General features: G+C 61.4%; 18 protein-coding genes and 1 tRNA gene. 18 read left to right on the plus strand and 1 reads right to left on the minus strand.

All coding sequences use genetic code 11. From position 1 onward, the window contains the following. Positions 1-80 precede the first annotated feature (80 nt). The 6 genes from NG898_RS03880 to NG898_RS03905 all read left to right on the plus strand — a co-directional run bounded on the left by NG898_RS03880 (position 81) and on the right by NG898_RS03905 (position 6,943). Positions 81-1,838, plus strand: a complete 1,758-nt coding sequence (locus NG898_RS03880) for an acetolactate synthase 3 catalytic subunit (protein ID WP_092969547.1) — start codon at positions 81-83, stop codon at positions 1,836-1,838. Beyond that, positions 1,838-2,329 (plus strand): acetolactate synthase small subunit, encoded by a 492-nt coding sequence (ilvN, locus tag NG898_RS03885; protein ID WP_004630835.1) that lies wholly within the window; start codon positions 1,838-1,840, stop codon positions 2,327-2,329. The genes NG898_RS03880 and ilvN overlap by 1 nt, the downstream gene beginning before the upstream one ends. Before the next feature lie 55 nt (positions 2,330-2,384). Further along, positions 2,385-3,401 (plus strand): ketol-acid reductoisomerase, encoded by a 1,017-nt coding sequence (ilvC, locus tag NG898_RS03890; protein ID WP_252691161.1) that lies wholly within the window; start codon positions 2,385-2,387, stop codon positions 3,399-3,401. 147 nt (positions 3,402-3,548) lie between these two features. Next, positions 3,549-4,196, plus strand: a complete 648-nt coding sequence (locus NG898_RS03895; RefSeq protein WP_252691162.1) for a phosphatidylserine decarboxylase — start codon at positions 3,549-3,551, stop codon at positions 4,194-4,196. Positions 4,197-4,209: 13 nt separating this feature from the next. After that, complete coding sequence (gene pssA / locus NG898_RS03900; RefSeq protein ID WP_024975283.1) at positions 4,210-5,082, plus strand: CDP-diacylglycerol--serine O-phosphatidyltransferase; 873 nt, start codon at positions 4,210-4,212, stop codon at positions 5,080-5,082. Between the two features lie 319 nt (positions 5,083-5,401). Next, complete coding sequence (locus tag NG898_RS03905; RefSeq protein ID WP_252691163.1) at positions 5,402-6,943, plus strand: 2-isopropylmalate synthase; 1,542 nt, start codon at positions 5,402-5,404, stop codon at positions 6,941-6,943. Between the two features lie 244 nt (positions 6,944-7,187). Here NG898_RS03905 and NG898_RS03910 read toward each other — a convergent pair whose 3' ends face one another. Beyond that, positions 7,188-7,697: a hypothetical protein gene (locus NG898_RS03910; protein ID WP_392397859.1), complete on the minus strand. Its 510-nt coding sequence runs from the start codon at positions 7,695-7,697 to the stop codon at positions 7,188-7,190. 118 nt (positions 7,698-7,815) lie between these two features. On the opposite strand from NG898_RS03910, the gene NG898_RS03915 reads away from it, so the two are divergent. From NG898_RS03915 to NG898_RS03970, 12 genes are all read left to right on the plus strand, one after another. Beyond that, positions 7,816-9,075, plus strand: a complete 1,260-nt coding sequence (locus tag NG898_RS03915; RefSeq protein ID WP_252691165.1) for a branched-chain amino acid ABC transporter substrate-binding protein — start codon at positions 7,816-7,818, stop codon at positions 9,073-9,075. A gap of 160 nt (positions 9,076-9,235) precedes the next feature. Then, positions 9,236-9,505 (plus strand): 30S ribosomal protein S15, encoded by a 270-nt coding sequence (gene rpsO, locus NG898_RS03920; RefSeq protein ID WP_012436069.1) that lies wholly within the window; start codon positions 9,236-9,238, stop codon positions 9,503-9,505. Between the two features lie 329 nt (positions 9,506-9,834). Beyond that, complete coding sequence (gene pnp / locus NG898_RS03925; RefSeq protein ID WP_092969555.1) at positions 9,835-12,003, plus strand: polyribonucleotide nucleotidyltransferase; 2,169 nt, start codon at positions 9,835-9,837, stop codon at positions 12,001-12,003. A 100-nt stretch (positions 12,004-12,103) separates the two neighbouring features. Beyond that, positions 12,104-13,057 carry an HAD family hydrolase gene (locus tag NG898_RS03930; protein WP_252691166.1) on the plus strand — a complete coding sequence of 318 codons (954 nt, stop codon included), beginning with the start codon at positions 12,104-12,106 and terminating at the stop codon, positions 13,055-13,057. Positions 13,058-13,096: 39 nt separating this feature from the next. After that, a complete protein-coding gene (locus NG898_RS03935) occupies positions 13,097-14,101 on the plus strand; it encodes an NAD(P)H-quinone oxidoreductase (RefSeq protein WP_252691167.1) in 1,005 nt (334 codons plus the stop codon). Between the two features lie 79 nt (positions 14,102-14,180). After that, a complete protein-coding gene (tpiA, locus tag NG898_RS03940; protein ID WP_252691168.1) occupies positions 14,181-14,927 on the plus strand; it encodes a triose-phosphate isomerase in 747 nt (248 codons plus the stop codon). Between the two features lie 62 nt (positions 14,928-14,989). Continuing rightward, positions 14,990-15,352, plus strand: coding sequence for a preprotein translocase subunit SecG (secG, locus tag NG898_RS03945; RefSeq protein ID WP_092969562.1), 363 nt, complete (start codon positions 14,990-14,992; stop codon positions 15,350-15,352). 179 nt (positions 15,353-15,531) lie between these two features. Next, positions 15,532-15,616: transfer RNA gene (locus tag NG898_RS03950), tRNA-Leu, on the plus strand. Between the two features lie 163 nt (positions 15,617-15,779). Next, positions 15,780-16,139, plus strand: coding sequence for an NADH-quinone oxidoreductase subunit A (locus NG898_RS03955; protein ID WP_252691169.1), 360 nt, complete (start codon positions 15,780-15,782; stop codon positions 16,137-16,139). Positions 16,140-16,145: 6 nt separating this feature from the next. After that, entirely contained in the window at positions 16,146-16,628 is a 483-nt protein-coding gene (locus NG898_RS03960) for a NuoB/complex I 20 kDa subunit family protein (protein ID WP_004630808.1), read from the plus strand. A gap of 1 nt (position 16,629) precedes the next feature. Beyond that, positions 16,630-17,232, plus strand: coding sequence for an NADH-quinone oxidoreductase subunit C (locus NG898_RS03965; protein ID WP_092969564.1), 603 nt, complete (start codon positions 16,630-16,632; stop codon positions 17,230-17,232). Positions 17,233-17,245: 13 nt separating this feature from the next. Further along, the gene (locus NG898_RS03970; RefSeq protein ID WP_009241062.1) at positions 17,246-18,499 is read left to right on the plus strand and encodes an NADH-quinone oxidoreductase subunit D; all 1,254 of its coding nucleotides are present in this window, start codon (positions 17,246-17,248) and stop codon (positions 18,497-18,499) included. Positions 18,500-18,565: the final 66 nt, after the last annotated feature.

Raw genomic sequence — 18,565 nt, forward strand, 5'->3', positions numbered from 1 at the left:
CGCGCACCGCTCAAATCCGCGCCACAAGCCCGGTAGAGAGCATCCAAACAATTTTTTGCCGAAAATTGCAAAGGACTGACATGAATATGCCAAGCGCGGAATTTTCCCACGCCAATAGCGGTTCATCTGCCGACATGATGGGGGCTGACATCCTCGTCAATGCGCTCGCGGCAGAGGGCGTCGAGTTCGTCTGGGGTTACCCCGGCGGCGCGGTGCTCTATATCTACGACGCGTTCTACAAGCAAAACAAGATCGAACACATCCTGGTGCGCCATGAACAGGCGGCAGTCCATGCGGCTGACGGCTATGCGCGTGCCACGGGCAAGGTCGGTGTCGCCCTCGTGACGTCCGGCCCGGGCGTGACCAATGCCGTGACCGGCATCGCCACCGCTTACCTGGATTCGATCCCGATGGTGATCATCACTGGCAACGTGCCAACGCACGCCATCGGCCAGGATGCCTTCCAGGAGTGCGACACCGTCGGCATTACCCGCCCGATCGTCAAGCACAACTTCCTGGTCAAGGACGTGCGCAATCTCGCCTCGACCATCAAGAAGGCGTTCTACATCGCCGCAACGGGCCGTCCGGGTCCGGTGGTGGTGGATATCCCCAAGGATGTCTCGCGTGAACTCTGCAAGTACGAGTATCCGAAGACCATCGAGATGCGCTCGTACAGCCCGGTCAACAAGGGCCATTCCGGCCAGATCCGCAAGGCGGTAAGTCTGCTGCTGCAGGCCGAGCGTCCGTACATCTATTCGGGTGGCGGCGTTGTGCTTGCCGAGGCAAGCGAAGAACTGCGCCAACTGGCTGCTCTGACGGGCTACCCCGTGACGAACACGCTGATGGGTCTGGGCGCTTTCCCAGGTACCAGCAAGCAGTTCGTGGGCATGCTGGGCATGCACGGTACGTACGAAGCCAATATGGCGATGCAGAACTGCGACGTTCTGATTGCCATCGGCGCGCGTTTTGATGATCGCGTGATTGGCAGCCCGGCACACTTCTCGTCGCAGCCGCGCAAGATCATCCACATCGACATCGATCCGTCGTCCATCTCCAAGCGCGTGAAGGTCGACATCCCCATCGTCGGCAACGTCAAGGACGTGCTGCAAGAGATGATCGCCCAGATCCAATCTGGCGAAGCCAAGCCCAACAAGGCGGCGCTGGCCAAGTGGTGGGAACAGATCGAGCAGTGGCGCAGCGTCGATTGCCTGAAGTACGACCGCACGTCCGAGATCATCAAGCCCCAGTACGTGGTCGAGAAAATCTGGGAACTGACCAATGGTGACGCCTTCGTCTGCTCCGACGTCGGTCAGCACCAGATGTGGGCCGCGCAGTTCTACAAGTTCAACGAGCCGCGCCGCTGGATCAACTCCGGCGGGCTGGGCACGATGGGCGTGGGCTTGCCGTACGCAATGGGCATCAAGAAGGCATTCCCGGACAAGGAAGTCGTCACCATCACCGGTGAGGGCTCGATCCAGATGTGCATCCAGGAGCTGTCGACGTGCCTGCAGTACGACACGCCGGTGAAGATCTGCTCGCTCAACAACGGCTATCTGGGCATGGTGCGCCAGTGGCAGGAAATCGAGTACGACAACCGTTACTCGCATTCCTACATGCAAGCGCTGCCTGATTTCGTGAAGCTGGCCGAATCGTATGGCCACGTTGGCATGCGCATCGAGAAGACGTCCGACGTCGAACCCGCGCTGCGCGAAGCCTTCCGACTCAAGGATCGCACCGTGTTCCTCGACTTCCAGACCGACCCGACAGAAAACGTCTGGCCGATGGTCCAGGCGGGCAAGGGTATTTCTGAAATGCTGCTCGGCGCGGAGGACCTCTAATGCGCCACATCATTTCCGTCCTGCTGGAAAACGAACCGGGCGCGTTGTCGCGCGTGGTCGGCCTGTTCTCTGCACGCGGCTACAACATCGAGACGCTGACGGTCGCCCCGACTGAAGACGCTTCGCTGTCGCGCATGACGATCGTCACGACCGGCTCTGACGACATCATCGAGCAGATCACCAAGCACCTGAACCGCCTGGTGGAAGTCGTCAAGGTCGTCGACCTGACCGAGGGTGCGCACATCGAGCGCGAGCTGATGCTCGTGAAGGTGCGCGCAGTCGGCAAGGAACGCGAGGAGATGAAGCGTACCGCGGACATCTTCCGCGGCCGCATCATCGACGTGACCGAGAAGACCTACACGATCGAGCTGACCGGCAACGGCAGCAAGCTCGACGCGTTTCTCGATGCCATCGATCGCACTGCCATTCTTGAGACCGTCCGTACGGGCGGCTCGGGCATCGGCCGCGGCGAGCGCATTCTGAAGGTTTGAACCGGCGCGTGCGTGCTGCCGGACTCCATCGATATTTGAAAATTAGGACATCACCATGAAAGTGTTTTACGACAAGGACGCCGACCTCTCCCTGATCAAGGGCAAGAACGTCACCATCATCGGCTACGGCTCGCAAGGCCACGCCCACGCCCTGAACCTGAACGACTCGGGTGTGAAGGTGACGGTCGGTCTGCGCAAGAACGGCGCGTCGTGGAACAAGGCCGTCAACGCCGGCCTGCAGGTCAAGGAAGTGGCCGAAGCTGTGAAGGAAGCCGACGTTGTCATGATCCTGCTGCCGGACGAGCAGATCGCCGACGTGTACAAGAACGAAGTGCACGGCAACATCAAGCAAGGCGCCGCACTGGCATTCGCCCACGGCTTCAACGTGCACTACGGTGCCGTGATCCCGCGCGCCGACCTGGACGTCATCATGATCGCCCCGAAGGCTCCGGGCCATACCGTGCGTGGCACGTACACGCAAGGCGGCGGCGTGCCGCACCTGATTGCTGTGCACCAGGACAAGTCGGGCGCTGCGCGTGATATCGCTCTGTCGTACGCTACCGCCAACGGCGGCGGCCGTGCCGGCGTCATCGAGACGAACTTCCGTGAAGAAACCGAAACCGACCTGTTCGGCGAGCAGGCCGTGCTGTGCGGCGGTACCGTCGAACTGATCAAGGCTGGTTTCGAGACGCTGGTCGAGGCTGGTTACGCTCCGGAAATGGCGTACTTCGAGTGCCTGCACGAGCTGAAGCTGATCGTCGACCTGATCTATGAAGGCGGCATCGCCAACATGAACTACTCGATCTCGAACAACGCCGAATACGGCGAGTACGTCACTGGCCCGCGCGTCGTGACGGAAGAGACCAAGAAGGCCATGAAGCAGTGCCTGAAGGACATCCAGACTGGCGAATACGCCAAGAGCTTCCTGCTGGAGTACAAGGCAGGCCAGCCGACGCTGATCTCGCGCCGCCGCCTGACCGAAGAGCACCAGATCGAACAAGTTGGCGCCAAGCTGCGCGCGATGATGCCCTGGATCGCCAAGAACAAGCTGGTTGACCAGACGAAGAACTGATCGGTTGCATCCTGTGCAAGAAAGCCGGCCTTCGGGCTGGCTTTTTTTTATGCTGATTCCAGGGCGCCAAACATTGTTTCAAGTGCTGGCGCGGCCCCGTGTCGGCTAGAATGCCGCATTTCCTTCAAGACGCTGTCGAGGTCTGATTTGAACAACACGTATCCGCATCCCATCATCGCCCGCGAGGGTTGGCCGTACCTGGGCGGGATTTTCATCGTCACGCTCATCGTGCAGGCCGCCGCCGGCTTCGGCTGGGCTTGGCCGTTCTGGGTGCTGACGCTGTTTGTGCTGCAGTTTTTCCGCGATCCGGCCCGCGTCGTGCCCACGCAGGCCAATGCGATTCTGTCGCCGGCTGATGGTCGCATCGTCGCCGTCGAGCAGGTGCGTGACCCGTATGCCGATCGCGACTCGCTGAAGATCAGCGTGTTCATGAATGTGTTCAACGTGCACTCGAACCGTGCGCCGGTCGACGGCACTGTGCAGCAGGTGCAGTACTTCCCGGGCAAGTTCGTCAATGCGGACCTAGACAAGGCGTCGCTTGAGAACGAGCGCAACGCCATTGTGCTGCGCCGCGCTGATGGCCAGCTCGTCACTTCGGTGCAGGTGGCCGGATTGATCGCGCGGCGCATCCTTTGCTATACCAAGGCAGGGGAAGTGCTCACGCGTGGCCAGCGTTATGGCTTCATCCGCTTTGGCTCGCGCGTTGACGTGTACCTGCCGCTGACGGCGCGCCCGCGCGTGACCATCGGCGAGAAAGTATCCGCCACGCTTACGGTGCTTGCAGAGCTGGACTGATCCGGAGGCCGCCATGCCCGCGTTCAACCGACGCAAGAAGCGTTTTACCGCCGGCAACGTGACGCACTTGCGTCCGCTGCGGCACAATCAGCCGCGTTCGGATGACGACGATCTTGAAATCGTGCGTCCGCGCCGTCGCGGCATCTATCTGCTGCCCAACGCATTCACGACCGCGGCGCTGTTCGCCGGCTTCTTCGCCATCGTGCAGGCCATGAACCTGAACTTTGAGACGGCTGCCATCGCTATCTTCGCGGCGATGGTGCTCGACGGCATGGACGGCCGTGTCGCTCGCATCACCAATACGCAAAGCGCGTTCGGCGAGCAATACGATTCGCTGTCGGACATGGTGTCGTTTGGCGTTGCGCCGGCATTGGTCATGTACGAATGGATTCTGCGCGACCTGGGCAAGTGGGGCTGGCTTGCGGCGTTCGTGTATTGCGCTGGCGCTGCGCTGCGCCTCGCGCGCTTCAATACGAACATCGGGTCGGTCGACAAGCGCTTCTTCCAAGGCATGCCGAGCCCGGCAGCCGCAGCGCTCATCGCGGGTTTTGTCTGGCTGGCGATCGACAACAAGCTGCCGGTCAAAGAACTGTGGATGCCGTGGGTGGCCTTCGGGCTGACGCTATATGCGGGGCTCTCGATGGTGTCGAACGCGCCGTTCTACAGCGGCAAGGCGCTCGACGTTCGTCACCGCGTGCCATTTGGCGTGATGGTGCTCGTCCTGGTGCTGTTCGTTGTGATATCGAGCGATCCGCCAGTCGCGCTTTTCGGCCTGTTTGTTGGTTACGCGGTATCGGGCTATCTGCTCTGGGGCTGGCGTGCTCTGCATGGGCAACAAGGGAGCCCGCGCTTGCCGAAACAGGCATCCGGCGACGCACATGAGTGACCGATGCGCTGCACCAATGTGCGCTTGCGCCGATTTTTGAATTCGTCTATAGTCATTCGCATGCTTTCGCGCCCGATTTCCATTCTGATTACGCTAGTCTCGATTGATGACCTACTAGGTCGTCAGGTCGGGACACGCGCATAGGAAATCGCAAGACAAGGCAAGCAGAAACCGCCAAGTTTTCGCGAACCAGAATTCACAGCGCCCCGGCCTGCAACCATGCACGCCGGGGCGTTTTGCATTCTGCGCCGCAAAAAACCATTCGAGACACCCACTAAGACCGACGCCAAAAACGTCACCCCCCCACCAAGGAGCCGCCATGAGCGACAAACTCATCATTTTCGATACCACCTTGCGCGACGGCGAGCAGTCCCCTGGGGCGTCGATGACTAAGGAAGAGAAGATCCGCATTGCCAAGCAGCTTGAGCGGCTCAAGGTGGACGTGATCGAAGCCGGCTTCGCGGCCAGCTCCAATGGTGACTTCGAAGCGATCCGCGCGATTGCGCAGTCGGTCAAGGATTCGCGCATTTGCTCGCTGGCCCGTGCGAACGACCGCGATATCTCGCGCGCTGCCGAGGCGCTCAAGCCTGCCGGCCAGTTCCGTATCCATACGTTTATCGCCACGTCTGCGTTGCACATGGAGAAGAAGCTGCGGATGTCGCCGGATCAGGTGTATGAGCAGGCACGCCTGGCGGTACGCTTCGCGCGCCAATTCACCGACGACATCGAATTCTCGCCGGAAGATGGTAGCCGCTCCGACATGGATTTCCTGTGCCGCGTCTTGGAAGGCGTGATCGCCGAGGGTGCCACGACCATCAACCTGCCGGATACGGTGGGCTACGCGGTGCCGGAAGGTTATGCCGCGTTGATCCGCTCGGTGCGCGAGCGCATCCCGAATTCCGACAAGGCGGTCTGGTCGGTGCATTGCCATAACGACCTGGGCATGGCGGTCGCCAACTCCCTGGCCGCTGTCAAACTGGGCGGGGCACGCCAGATCGAATGCACGATCAACGGCCTGGGTGAGCGTGCCGGCAACACCAGCCTCGAAGAGGTGGTGATGGCAGTGAAGACGCGTCGCGACTACTTCAATCTCGACGTTGGTGTCGATACCACGCAGATCGTGCCGGCGTCCAAGCTGGTTTCGCAGATCACCGGTTTCGTCGTGCAGCCGAACAAGGCGGTCGTGGGCGCCAACGCGTTCGCGCACGCTTCGGGCATCCACCAGGATGGCGTGCTCAAGGCGCGCGACACATACGAAATCATGCGTGCCGAAGACGTGGGCTGGACAGCCAACAAGATCGTCCTGGGCAAACTCTCGGGCCGCAATGCGTTCAAGCAGCGTCTGCAGGAACTGGGCATTGAGCTCGACTCGGAAGCCGAGCTGAATGCGGCCTTCACTCGTTTCAAGGAGCTGGCTGATCAGAAGGCTGAGATCTTTGACGAGGACATCGTCGCCATCGTTTCGAACGAAGCACAGCACAGCGAGGGTGAGCACTTCCGTTTCGTGTCGCTGGCCCAGCGCTCGGAAACTGGCGAGCGTCCGCACGCGCGCATCGTCTTCGTTGCGGACGGTAAGGAAGTGATGGGCGAAGCGGAGGGCAATGGCCCGGTTGACGCCACGCTCAATGCGATTGAGAGCAAGGTCGCCAGCGGCGCCGAGCAGTTGCTGTATTCCGTCAACGCCATCACGACGGGCACGCAGGCGCAGGGCGAAGTGACGGTGCGGCTCTCCAAGTCGGGCCGTATCGTCAACGGCGTAGGTACTGATCCGGACATCGTCGCGGCTTCGGCCAAGGCCTACCTTGCCGCACTGAACAAGCTGCAGGACAAGAGCAGCGAAAAACTCAACCCGCAGATCTGATCGCGGGTTCTACCAACACACGCAGGAGTCAGCCCAGACCCCAACACGATCACCACTGAGCGCGCACCCGGTTATCCACCGGAACGCGAAGCGGGTGCGGCGGCACCGGACACGTCAGGAGCGTGCGCCATGCCAGCCGTCTTTGAGAGCGATGTCTGTGCGATCCACGACATGGCCGACCCGAATGTCCACGCCAGGCGACGCGCCTCGCGTGGATGTTGCCGTTCTGGCGTTGAGCCCTGGCTTACCGGCTGGAATCGTGATCGTGGTCGTACATCGGGTCTGGGCTGATCTGCGTGAGGCGCACGATGCCGTCGCGATCGAAATAGAAGTTCATCAGCGATGGCCACACGCCCTCGTGCCTAAAGCGATACGACCACACCTGCCGATGCATCAGCCGGAAATAGGCGGTCTCCTCCGGCTTGCCGAACGTCTGCAACACATCATTCTGCGTTGCCGTGCCGACGCGGATCTGCGCAAAATCCATCGTGGTCAGAATCTGCCGGAACGAGATGAGCTTGCCGCTCGCATCGAAATCAGCGGCATACGTGAATTGTCCATAGGGCTGCGTCGGATATAGCCAGCGCGTGCCGCCATCCGCACGCGGATACCGTTCGGGTGGTTTGCCAAAGCGGGCTTCCACGGCCGAAGCGGGTTGGCCGAGCAGCGCTTCGCCCGTTTGCACGGGCGCCAGCACGGTACACGCGCACATGGATATGAGCGCTACAGCGAGGAGCGCCGCGCTCCGCCACATCGATCGAATGCTCACAATGACTCTCCCGGGGCTTTCAGTGTAGGAGCCCGTGCGAGTGGTGCTGGCTTGTGCCGATATGCGACGGCGCTTTACCATCCGCGCTTCACGGAGATTTGCCATGGTGTTTCGTTGGTTTGTGGCCGCGCTGGCGGCGATAGGGTTGTGTGGCGCAGCGGTTGCTCAGCCCCAGGCCGCGCCGATCCGGCTGGCGCTGATTGAAGGTCTTTCCGGCCCGTTTGCCAATGCGGGTGAGGCAGTGGATCGCAATCTGCGCATGGCCATTGAGAACGTCAATGCGCGCGGCGGGGTGAAGCTGCCCGACGGCCGCCATCCGCTTGCGCTTGTGCGCTTCGATAGCAAGAACACCGTCGACGAATCGTTGCTGCAATTGCAGGCCGCAACGGATGCGGGTATCCGTTTCGTTCTGCAGGGCAACAGTTCAGCGGCCGCGGCGGCGTTGTCGACGTCGATTTCGCGCTACAACGATCGTCATCCGGACGCGCGGGTGCTGTTTTTGAACTACGCCGCCGTCGATCCGGTGCTGACCAACGAGGCGTGTAGCTTCTGGCATTTCCGCTTCGATGCGTCGGCCGACATGCGTATGCACGCGCTGACGGAAGTGATTCGCGCGGACAAGGCCATCAAAAAGGTCTACCTGATTGGGCAGGACTACACATTCGGTCGCCAAGTGGCGCAATCGGCGCGTCAGCAGTTGGGCGAGAAGCGGCCGGACATAGCGATCGTTGGCGAGGTGCAGCACCCGATCGGCAAGGTGAAAGATTTTGCGCCGTATGTGGCGCGCATCGCCGCATCGGGTGCAGATACGGTCGTCACCGGCAATTGGGGTAACGATCTGACGCTGCTCGTCAAGGCCGCACGGGATGCCGGGCTCAAGGCGCGCTTTTTCACGTTCTACGGCAATTCGCTCGGCGCACCAGGCGCGATGGGCGAAGCCGGCGTCGGTCGTGTGGTGGCTGTGGCGGAGTGGCATCCGAACCTGGGTGGAGCGAAGTCCGATGCGTTCTACAAGGCCTTCCGCGCCCGTTACCCGGCGCCCGCCGACGATTACCCGCTGCTACGCGACCAGATGATGGTGACCATGCTGGCCGCGGCCATCGAGCGGGCCGGCTCTACGGAAGCTGCGGCCGTGGCGCGTGCGCTGGAAGGCGCATCACTCGACAACGGCTTCCACCGCATCACGCTGCGGGCCGAGGATCACCAGGCCATCCAGCCGCTTATCGTTACGCAGATGGAGCGGGCGGGCACGCCCGGCACACCCTTCGATATTGAGGGCTCAGGCTACGGCTTCCGCACGCTTAAAGTGATTCCAGCTTCGCAAACCGCTTTGCCGACCACCTGCAAAATGGAGCGCCACTGAGCAGCGGTGACACAGAACTGTCGTCACGGCGGGGTTCTGGGCTATAATCGCGGTCTTGCTGTCCAGACCGCTTTTGGATGGGACGGCAAGATCATTGTTCAACACGGCACCAACGGCGACTGTTCAGGCGCTGCAGTGTCCGCAAGTCAAAGGAATCAAAATGTCCGTCGCTGACATCAAGAAGCAAGACATCGTCAAAGATAACGGCCGCAGCGCCAACGACACGGGTAGCCCGGAAGTGCAGGTTGCACTGTTGACCGCCCGCATCAACGAACTGCAGCCGCACTTCAAGGCGCACATGAAGGATCACCACAGCCGTCGGGGCCTGCTCCGCATGGTGAGCCGTCGTCGCCGTCTGCTGGACTACCTCAAGAGCAAGGACGCTGACCGTTACACCGCGCTGGTTGCGAAGCTGGGTCTGCGTAAGTAATGGTGGGTATCACGCACTGCGCGTGATGAAAAGTGCCTGCGTCAGCGTGCTGATGCAGGCATTTTGTTTTTGGCGGCCGTGTTTGTGGCCGCACCGGGCAACCGGTGAGTGATGGCAGCCGGCCACTTCAAGATGAAGCGGCTGCCATGGACCGGAGGCGGCAGGGAGCGGGGCCTTGTGTCATTCCAGCGCGGCGTTGGTGCCAGCGCTGCGCTGGAATGGCATAAAACACACCTCTGCAACCGCACCGTCTTCCGGAACGTGTTTGTCGCGGCGTAATGAAATCGACTTTGAATCGTCGGCGCCGCGAATACCGAACAGGAGAAAACATGTTCAACAAAATCGTCAAAGAATTCCAGTGGGGCGGCCATAAGGTCCGCATGGAAACGGGTGAGATCGCCCGCCAGGCGAGCGGCGCTGTGCTGCTCGACATGGACGACACCGTCGTGCTCGCTACCGTGGTGGGCGCCAAGAACCCGAAGCCGGGTCAAGACTTCTTCCCGCTGACCGTCGATTACCTCGAGAAGACCTACGCTGCCGGCAAGATTCCGGGTGGCTTCTTCAAGCGTGAGGGCCGTCCGTCGGAAAACGAAACGCTGACCTCGCGCCTGATCGATCGCCCGCTGCGTCCGCTGTTCCCGGAAGGCTTCTACAACGAAGTCCAGGTCGTCATCCACGTGCTGTCGATCAACCCGGAAGTGCCGGCCGATATCCCGGCGCTGGTCGCTGCTTCGGCTGCGCTGGCTGTGTCGGGTCTGCCGTTCAACGGCCCGGTGGGTGCTGCCCGCGTGGGTTACAAAGATGGCCAGTACCTGCTGAACCCGAACCGCGCGCAACTGGCGCACTCGGATCTGGACCTGGTTGTGGCCGGTACCGAGCGTGCCGTGCTGATGGTCGAATCCGAAGCGCAGCAACTGTCGGAAGAAGTCATGCTGGGCGCCGTCGTGTACGGCCACGAGCAAATGCAGATCGCCATCAACGCGATCCACGAGCTGGTGCGCGATGGCGGCAAGCCTGAGTGGGATTGGCAAGCGGCTCCGAAGAACGAAACGCTGACCGCCAAGGTGTCGGAGCTGGGCCTGGCCGATCTGCAAGCCGCTTACCAACTGCGCCAGAAGTCGGCCCGCAGCCAGAAGCTGAAGGAAGTCTACAAGTCGGTTGCCGCCAAGCTGGCCGAAGCCGGTGTGGAAGCCGACGGCGTGGAAGTCGACAACATCCTGTTCGAGCTCGAATCGAAGATTGTGCGCGGCCAGATCCTGAACGGCGAACCGCGTATCGACGGCCGCGACACCCGCACGGTGCGCCCGATCGAGATCCGTTCGTCGGTGCTGCCGCGTGCGCACGGCTCGGCCCTGTTCACGCGTGGTGAAACGCAAGCGCTGGTGGTGGCCACTCTGGGCACCAAGAGCGACGAGCAGATCATCGACGCGCTGCAAGGCGAGTACCGTGACCGCTTCATGCTTCACTACAACATGCCGCCGTTCGCCACGGGCGAAACCGGCCGCGTGGGCAGCCCGAAGCGCCGCGAAGTCGGCCACGGCCGTCTGGCCAAGCGCGCCCTGATCCCGGTGCTGCCGAAGGATGATGAATTCGCTTACACGATTCGTCTGGTGTCGGAAATCACCGAGTCGAACGGTTCGTCGTCGATGGCTTCGGTGTGCGGCGGCTCGCTGTCGCTGATGGACGCTGGCGTGCCCATCAAGGCGCACGTGGCCGGCGTGGCCATGGGCCTGATCCTGGAAGGCAACAAGTTCGCCGTGCTGACCGACATCCTGGGTGACGAAGATCACCTGGGTGACATGGACTTCAAGGTTGCTGGTACCGACGCTGGTATCACCGCGCTGCAGATGGACATCAAGGTGCAGGGCATCACCAAGGAAATCATGCAAGTGGCACTGGCGCAAGCCAAGGAAGGCCGTCTGCACATCCTGGGCAAGATGCAGGCTGCCATGGGCGGCGCACGCACCGAGCTGTCGGAGCACGCTCCGCGCATGATCACGGTCAAGATCAACCCGGAGAAGATCCGCGACGTGATCGGCAAGGGCGGTTCGACCATCCAAGCGTTGACCAAGGAAACCGGCTGCACGATCGACATCCAGGAAGACGGCACGATCACCATCGCGTCGACGTCGTCGGAAGGCATGGCAGAAGCCAAGCGCCGCATCGAGGGCATCACGGCAGAAGCCGAGGTCGGCAAGATCTACAACGGCACCGTGCTCAAGCTGCTGGACTTCGGCGCAATCGTGAACATCCTGCCGGGCAAGGACGGTCTGCTGCACATCTCGGAAATCGCCAACGAGCGCGTGAACCAGGTTTCCGACTATGTGAAGGAAGGCCAGGCTGTGCGCGTGAAGCTGCTGAGCACCGACGAGAAGGGCCGCATGCGTCTGTCGATCAAGGCTGCCAAGGCTGAAGAGGGCGACGTGCCGGCCGCTGCACCGCAAGCACCGGGTGCTGGCGACGCTGCCTCGCAACAACAGCAGCAACAACAGCAGTAAGCGAGGGGTTTTCGCTATGAAAAACGGCTGGACGATGTCCAGCCGTTTTTTTGTTTACACTGCGTCGCGAGTTCCTCCCACTGCCTCTTCGCGCCCCATCATGAGCCGCCTGTTCGAGCAAAACCGCATCGCCATCGTCTGGGATTTCGACAAGACGCTGATCCCGCGTTACATGCAAGTGCCACTGTTCGACCGCTTCAACATCTCCGAGCAGGCTTTCTGGGACGAAGTGGCTGCAGGCTCGCGCGAAATCGAATCACGCGGTCAGAAGGTCAACCACGAAACGTTCTACCTCAATGTGCTGCTGCGCCATGTGCGCGACGGCCGCATGGGGGGTCTCGACAACGCCACGCTGCGCGAGCTGGGCGCCGAACTTGAGTTCTTCCCCGGCGTGACCGATTTCTTCGAGCGCAGCAAGGCGTGGGTGCGCGACAACGCAACCTACCAAGCGTTCGACATCAAGCTTGAGCACTACATCGTCAGCACAGGTCTGACGGAGATGATCAAGGGCTCGCCCATCGCCCCATACATCGATGGCGTGTGGGGCTGCGAATTCCTGGAGGCGCCCGACGCCAACGCGGATGGCCGGGCGGTCGTCTCGGAAATCATCTACGCCATCGACAACACCACCAAGACGCGCGCACTGTTTGAGATCAACAAGGGCGTCAACAAACACCCGGAAGCGGTGAGTGTGAATTCGTCGATTGCCGAGGACGAACGCCGCGTGCCGTTCGCCAACATGATCTACGTGGCGGACGGGCCGAGCGATATTCCGGCGTTTTCGGTCGCCCGCAAGGGCGGGGGGCGCACCTATGCGGTCTACAACCCGGAGAGCCCTCGCTCGTTCGAGCAGGCCGACAACTTGCGTGCCGATGACCGCGTCGACATGCTCGGCCCGGCCGATTATCGCGCTGGCTCGCCGACGGAGATGTGGCTCAAGTTGCATATCGGCAAGATCGCCGACGGCATCGTCCACGGCAAACAAGAAATCATGCGCGAGACCACGCGCGGCATTCCGCAGCACTTTGTCGAACCGAAGCGTAGCGTCTCGTAACGCGCGCACAGCGTCGTAACCCTCATCGATCCGATTCCCATGAAAGCGATTGAAATCACCCAATACGGTGGCCCTGAAGTCTTGAAGCTTGGCGAGCGCCCGACGCCGGAAGCCAAGGCCGGCGAGGTGCTGATCCGTGTGCGCGCAGCGGGCGTGAACCGGCCCGATGTGTTCCAGCGGACGGGCAACTATCCGGTGCCGCCAGGTGCCTCCGATATTCCGGGGCTTGAAGTTGCTGGCGAGATTGTCGGTGGCGATCTGGCGCACGCCGACAATCGCTTCGGCTTGAAGGTGGGTGATCGCGTCTGCGCGCTGGTGCAAGGCGGTGGCTATGCGGAGTTCTGCACGGCGCCGCTGGGCCAAGTGCTGCCCGTGCCGGCTGGCTTGTCCGATGTCGAGGCCGCAGCATTGCCCGAGAACTATTTCACCGTATGGTCAAACGTGTTCGACCGCGGCTTGCTGGGGCAGGGCGCGCACGGCGTCGACGAAACGCTGCTCGTGCAAGGTGGCTCCAGCGGCATCGGCACGACTGCGATTCAGATCGCGTCTGCATTGGGTCACCGCGTGTTCGCCACCGCGGGCAGCGCCGACAAGTGCAAGGCCTGTGTCGACCTCGGGGCCACGCGCGCCATCAACTACAAGACCGAAGATTTCGTCGAGATCGTCAAGGCTGAGTCAGGGCGCGGCGCCGACGTGGTGCTCGACATGGTCGGCGGCAGCTATGTCGCGCGCGAAATTGCCTGCACTGCTGATGACGGCCGCATCGTATTGATTGCGTTGCTAGGCGGTGCCAAGGCCGAGGTGCCCCTGGGCGACATCCTTCGCCGTCGCATTATGCTCACCGGTTCGACGCTGCGTCCGCGGCCGGTCGCGTTCAAGGCGGCCATCGCGGCCAATCTGTATAAAACGGTCTGGCCTTTGTTGGCGTCCGGGCGCATCAAGCCGGTCGTCCACGAGGTCATGCCAGCCGCGCAAGCGGCGCAGGCGCATGCGTTGATGGAATCGAGCGCCCATATCGGCAAGATCATGTTGGTTTGGGATTGATTCCAAGACGTCGAAATTGACCCTGTTTTTGCCACCGCGGTAGAATGCCGGGTTTATTTGACAGTCGACCGGGCAAAACGTGAACGCAAGACCGAAGCTGGTGGTGGGCAACTGGAAGCTACATGGCAGCCTGAGCGCGAACGCTGCGCTGCTTGAGCAGATCAAGGCGGCAGGTAAAACCAACGCCACGCTGGCCGTATGTGCGCCATTCCCATACCTGGCGCAGTGCCAGTCCTTGCTCATGGGTTCTGTGGTGGGCTGGGGTGCGCAGGATGTGTCGGCTGAAACGCGAGGCGCTTTCACTGGCGAAGTCGCGGCGTCGATGCTGTCGGAATTCGGTTGCGGCTACGTGATTGTCGGTCACTCCGAGCGTCGCTCGTACCACGGCGAAACTGACGTGCAAGTGGCGACCAAGGCGCTGCGCGCATTGGAACATGGCATCACGCCAATCGTCTGTGTGGGTGAAACGCTCGCACAGCGCGAGGCTGGTGAGACCGAGCAGGTGGTCGGCCGCCAACTGGATGCGGTGCTGGAAGCGCTGTCGGCCGAGCAACTGGGTCATATCGTCGTGGCGTACGAACCGGTTTGGGCGATCGGCACGGGCAAGACTGCCAGCAGCGAGCAGGCGCAGGCTGTGCACGCATTCCTGCGCGCACGTGTTGCTGCCCGCGACGCTGGCGCGGCGCAGCGTCTGGCGATTTTGTACGGCGGCAGCGTCAAGCCGGACAATGCCGGCGAGTTGTTTGCAATGGCGGACATCGATGGCGGCTTGATTGGCGGCGCATCGCTGAAGGCAGAAGATTTCCTGGCGATCGGTCGCGCATAAGCGACGGATCGAGTTGCCATGTCACCCATGTGCGACTGCAACATATTATTGAGAGAAACGAAATGGCAATTCTGAAGACTCTGCTGCTGGTGGCGCAAATTCTGAGCGCGCTCGGCGTGATCGGCCTAGTGCTTTTGCAGCACGGCAAGGGTGCGGACGTGGGAGCGGCGTTCGGCTCCGGCGCATCGGGCAGCCTGTTTGGCGCCACCGGTTCGGCAAACTTCCTGTCGCGCACGACTGCTGTGCTGGCCACTGTGTTCTTCATTGCCACGCTGGCGTTGACGTTGATCGGCACCAGCAAGGGCAGCGTGTCAGCGGGTGTGATGGGTTCAGTCGCGCCTGTCACGTCTACGGCCTCCGCTCCTGCGGCTTCGGCTCCTGCTGCCGCTCCGGGCGCGGCTTCGGCGCCGGCTGTGCCCAAGTAATTTGATGTAACGATCGCGGCGTGCCGTTGACGTTTTCCGGTGCGTCGCGAGGCATAAGATTTTTGTTTGTGCATTGAACAAAAGCGTTGCTTTGCGGTAGAATGCAAGGCTTGAAACAACACGGGGAACGGCAAGGGCGTTAAGTCTCAACCGGGTTCCTGATAGAGTTTCTTCCCCCAGCCGACGTGGTGAAATTGGTAGACACGCTATCTTGAGGGGGTAGTGGCGAAAGCTGTGCGAGTTCGAGTCTCGCCGTCGGCACCAATCAAATTCGGGGTCTGTTCAACGGGATGTTCCGCGCAGGCCCCTCCGCAAGACGACGCGCAGTTGAAGCGTCGTAAGGCTGCGGACCCGGCGCCTTCGATGGGGCGACAAGGCGCCGCCTGCGGGCTGTGCTGTTGCAACCATTCAAAAAGGCGGGCGTCCCTTGAACCTCGAAGCCTATTTCCCCGTACTGTTGTTCATCGTTATCGGCGTTGGCCTCGGCCTTGCTCTGATGACCATCGGCCGAGTCCTCGGTCCGAACAATCCCGATCCTGACAAGCTCTCGCCGTACGAGTGCGGCTTCGAAGCATTCGAAGATGCGCGCATGAAGTTCGACGTGCGCTATTACCTCATCGCCATCCTGTTCATCCTGTTCGATCTGGAGACTGCGTTCCTCTTTCCTTGGGGCGTGGCGCTGCGTGAGATTGGTTGGCCGGGGTTCTTTGCGATGGGCGTGTTTCTTCTCGAGTTTCTCGTGGGCTTCGTCTACATCTGGAAAAAAGGCGCGCTCGATTGGGAGTGATGTGAAATGGCGATCGAAGGCGTACTCAACGAAGGCTTTGTCACGACCACCGCTGACAAGCTAATCAACTGGACCCGTACCGGGTCACTCTGGCCGATGACGTTCGGCTTGGCCTGCTGTGCTGTGGAAATGATGCACGCCGGCGCATCGCGTTATGACTTGGATCGTTTCGGCGTGGTGTTTCGCCCGTCGCCGCGTCAGTCTGACGTCATGATCGTGGCCGGCACGCTGTGCAACAAGATGGCGCCTGCGCTGCGCAAGGTGTACGACCAGATGGCCGAACCTCGATGGGTCATCTCGATGGGTTCGTGCGCGAACGGCGGCGGCTATTACCACTACTCGTATTCCGTTGTGCGAGGCTGCGATCGCATCGTGCCGGTCGACGTGTACGTGCCGGGCTGCCCGCCCACGGCTGAAGCACTGATCTACGGCATCATCCAGCTGCAGGCTAAGATCCGCCGCACCAATACCATTGCGCGCAAGGCCTGACATGACCGACAAGCTTGCCACCCTGAAGGCCGCGCTGGAAAAGGCGCTGGGCAGTCGCGTTCAAAGCCTGACCGAATCGGTCGGTGAACTCACCCTCGTGGTGAAGGCTGCCGATTACCACGAGGTCATGCGCACCTTGCGCGATGACGCTTCGCTCAAGTTCGAGCAGCTCATGGACTTGTGTGGCGTCGATTACGCCGACTACGGTGACGGTGCCTGGAACGGCCCGCGTTTTGCCGCTGTGTCCCATCTGCTGTCGATCACGCACAACTGGCGCGTTCGCGTTCGCGTGTTCGCGCCGGACGACGACCTGCCGGTGGTGTCGTCTGTGACTACGATCTGGAGTTCCGCTGACTGGTTCGAGCGGGAGGCGTTCGACCTCTATGGTCTGGTCTTCGAAGGCCATCCGGACCTGCGTCGCATCCTGACCGACTATGGCTTCATCGGCCACCCGTTCCGCAAGGACTTCCCCGTGTCGGGTTACGTTGAAATGCGCTACGACCCGGTGCAGCGCCGCGTGGTCTATCAGCCGGTAACCATCGAGCCGCGCGAGATTACGCCGCGTGTGATCCGCGAGGATCAATACGGTGGTCTGAAGCACTGAAGGGCGCCCGATCATGGCAGATATCAAGAACTACACCCTGAACTTCGGTCCGCAACATCCGGCCGCGCACGGCGTGCTGCGCCTTGTGCTTGAGCTGGACGGCGAAGTCATTCAACGTGCCGACCCGCACATCGGCCTGCTGCACCGCGCGACTGAAAAGCTCGCCGAGCAAAAGACTTGGATTCAGAGCGTGCCGTACATGGACCGCCTCGACTACGTGTCGATGATGGTCAACGAGCACGCCTATGTGATGGCAATCGAGCGCCTGCTGGGTCTCGAAGTGCCGCTGCGTGCGCAGTACATCCGCGTCATGTTCGACGAAATCACGCGGATCATGAACCACCTGATGTGGATCGGTTCGCACGCGCTGGACGTGGGTGCCATGGCGGTGTTCCTGTACGCCTTCCGCGAACGCGAAGACCTGTTCGATATGTACGAGGCGGTTTCGGGCGCGCGTATGCACGCAGCCTACTACCGCCCGGGCGGTGTCTACCGCGACCTGCCTGACACGATGCCGCAATACAAGGCATCCAAGGTGCGCAACGAGAAGGCTCTGGCCGCCCTGAACGAAACGCGTTCGGGTTCGCTGCTGGACTTCATTGAAGACTTTACCAACCGCTTCCCGAAGTATGTTGATGAGTACGAAACGCTGCTGACCGACAACCGGATTTGGAAGCAACGTCTGGTGGGTATCGGCGTGGTAAGCCCGGAGCGCGCCCTGAACAAGGGTTTCTCCGGTGCGATGCTGCGTGGTTCGGGCATCGAATGGGATGTGCGCAAGAAGCAGCCGTACGAGGTGTACGACCGCATCGATTTTGACATCCCGGTTGGCGTGAACGGCGATTGCTACGACCGTTATCTGGTGCGCGTGGAAGAAATGCGCCAGAGCAATCGCATCATCCGTCAGTGCATCGAGTGGCTGCGCAAGAACCCGGGTCCGGTGATCACCGATAACCACAAGGTGGCGCCGCCGTCGCGCGTGGACATGAAGACCAACATGGAAGAGCTGATTCACCACTTCAAGCTCTTCACCGAAGGTATGCACGTGCCCGAAGGCGAAGCATATGCCGCCGTTGAGCACCCGAAGGGTGAGTTCGGCATCTATGCAATCTCCGACGGCGCCAACAAGCCGTACCGTCTAAAAATTCGCGCACCGGGCTTCGTTCATCTGGCCGCGCTCGACGAAATGGCGAAGGGTCACATGATTGCCGATGCGGTGACGATCATCGGCACGCAGGACATCGTGTTTGGCGAGATTGACCGCTGAACGCCAAGGAAACAACGGTTTGACGCGCAGGCAAGCGCGGCTGTGAAACGAGGACGCACGCCGGGG

Origin of the sequence: Ralstonia mojiangensis (assembly GCF_023955645.1) — a bacterium.
Classification (GTDB): Bacteria; Pseudomonadota; Gammaproteobacteria; order Burkholderiales; family Burkholderiaceae; genus Ralstonia; species Ralstonia mojiangensis.

What these genes read in the sequence shown, in the direction of transcription:
- NG898_RS03880 (WP_092969547.1), top strand. Translation starts at nt 81, where the DNA reads ATGAATATGCCAAGCGCGGAATTTTCCCACGCCAATAGCGGTTCATCT.
- ilvN (WP_004630835.1), top strand. Translation starts at nt 1,838, where the DNA reads ATGCGCCACATCATTTCCGTCCTGCTGGAAAACGAACCGGGCGCGTTG.
- ilvC (WP_252691161.1), top strand. Translation starts at nt 2,385, where the DNA reads ATGAAAGTGTTTTACGACAAGGACGCCGACCTCTCCCTGATCAAGGGC.
- pssA (WP_024975283.1), top strand. Translation starts at nt 4,210, where the DNA reads ATGCCCGCGTTCAACCGACGCAAGAAGCGTTTTACCGCCGGCAACGTG.
- NG898_RS03905 (WP_252691163.1), top strand. Translation starts at nt 5,402, where the DNA reads ATGAGCGACAAACTCATCATTTTCGATACCACCTTGCGCGACGGCGAG.
- NG898_RS03910 (WP_392397859.1), bottom strand. Translation starts at nt 7,697, where the DNA reads ATGTGGCGGAGCGCGGCGCTCCTCGCTGTAGCGCTCATATCCATGTGC.
- NG898_RS03915 (WP_252691165.1), top strand. Translation starts at nt 7,816, where the DNA reads ATGGTGTTTCGTTGGTTTGTGGCCGCGCTGGCGGCGATAGGGTTGTGT.
- rpsO (WP_012436069.1), top strand. Translation starts at nt 9,236, where the DNA reads ATGTCCGTCGCTGACATCAAGAAGCAAGACATCGTCAAAGATAACGGC.
- pnp (WP_092969555.1), top strand. Translation starts at nt 9,835, where the DNA reads ATGTTCAACAAAATCGTCAAAGAATTCCAGTGGGGCGGCCATAAGGTC.
- NG898_RS03930 (WP_252691166.1), top strand. Translation starts at nt 12,104, where the DNA reads ATGAGCCGCCTGTTCGAGCAAAACCGCATCGCCATCGTCTGGGATTTC.
- NG898_RS03935 (WP_252691167.1), top strand. Translation starts at nt 13,097, where the DNA reads ATGAAAGCGATTGAAATCACCCAATACGGTGGCCCTGAAGTCTTGAAG.
- secG (WP_092969562.1), top strand. Translation starts at nt 14,990, where the DNA reads ATGGCAATTCTGAAGACTCTGCTGCTGGTGGCGCAAATTCTGAGCGCG.
- NG898_RS03960 (WP_004630808.1), top strand. Translation starts at nt 16,146, where the DNA reads ATGGCGATCGAAGGCGTACTCAACGAAGGCTTTGTCACGACCACCGCT.
- NG898_RS03965 (WP_092969564.1), top strand. Translation starts at nt 16,630, where the DNA reads ATGACCGACAAGCTTGCCACCCTGAAGGCCGCGCTGGAAAAGGCGCTG.
- NG898_RS03970 (WP_009241062.1), top strand. Translation starts at nt 17,246, where the DNA reads ATGGCAGATATCAAGAACTACACCCTGAACTTCGGTCCGCAACATCCG.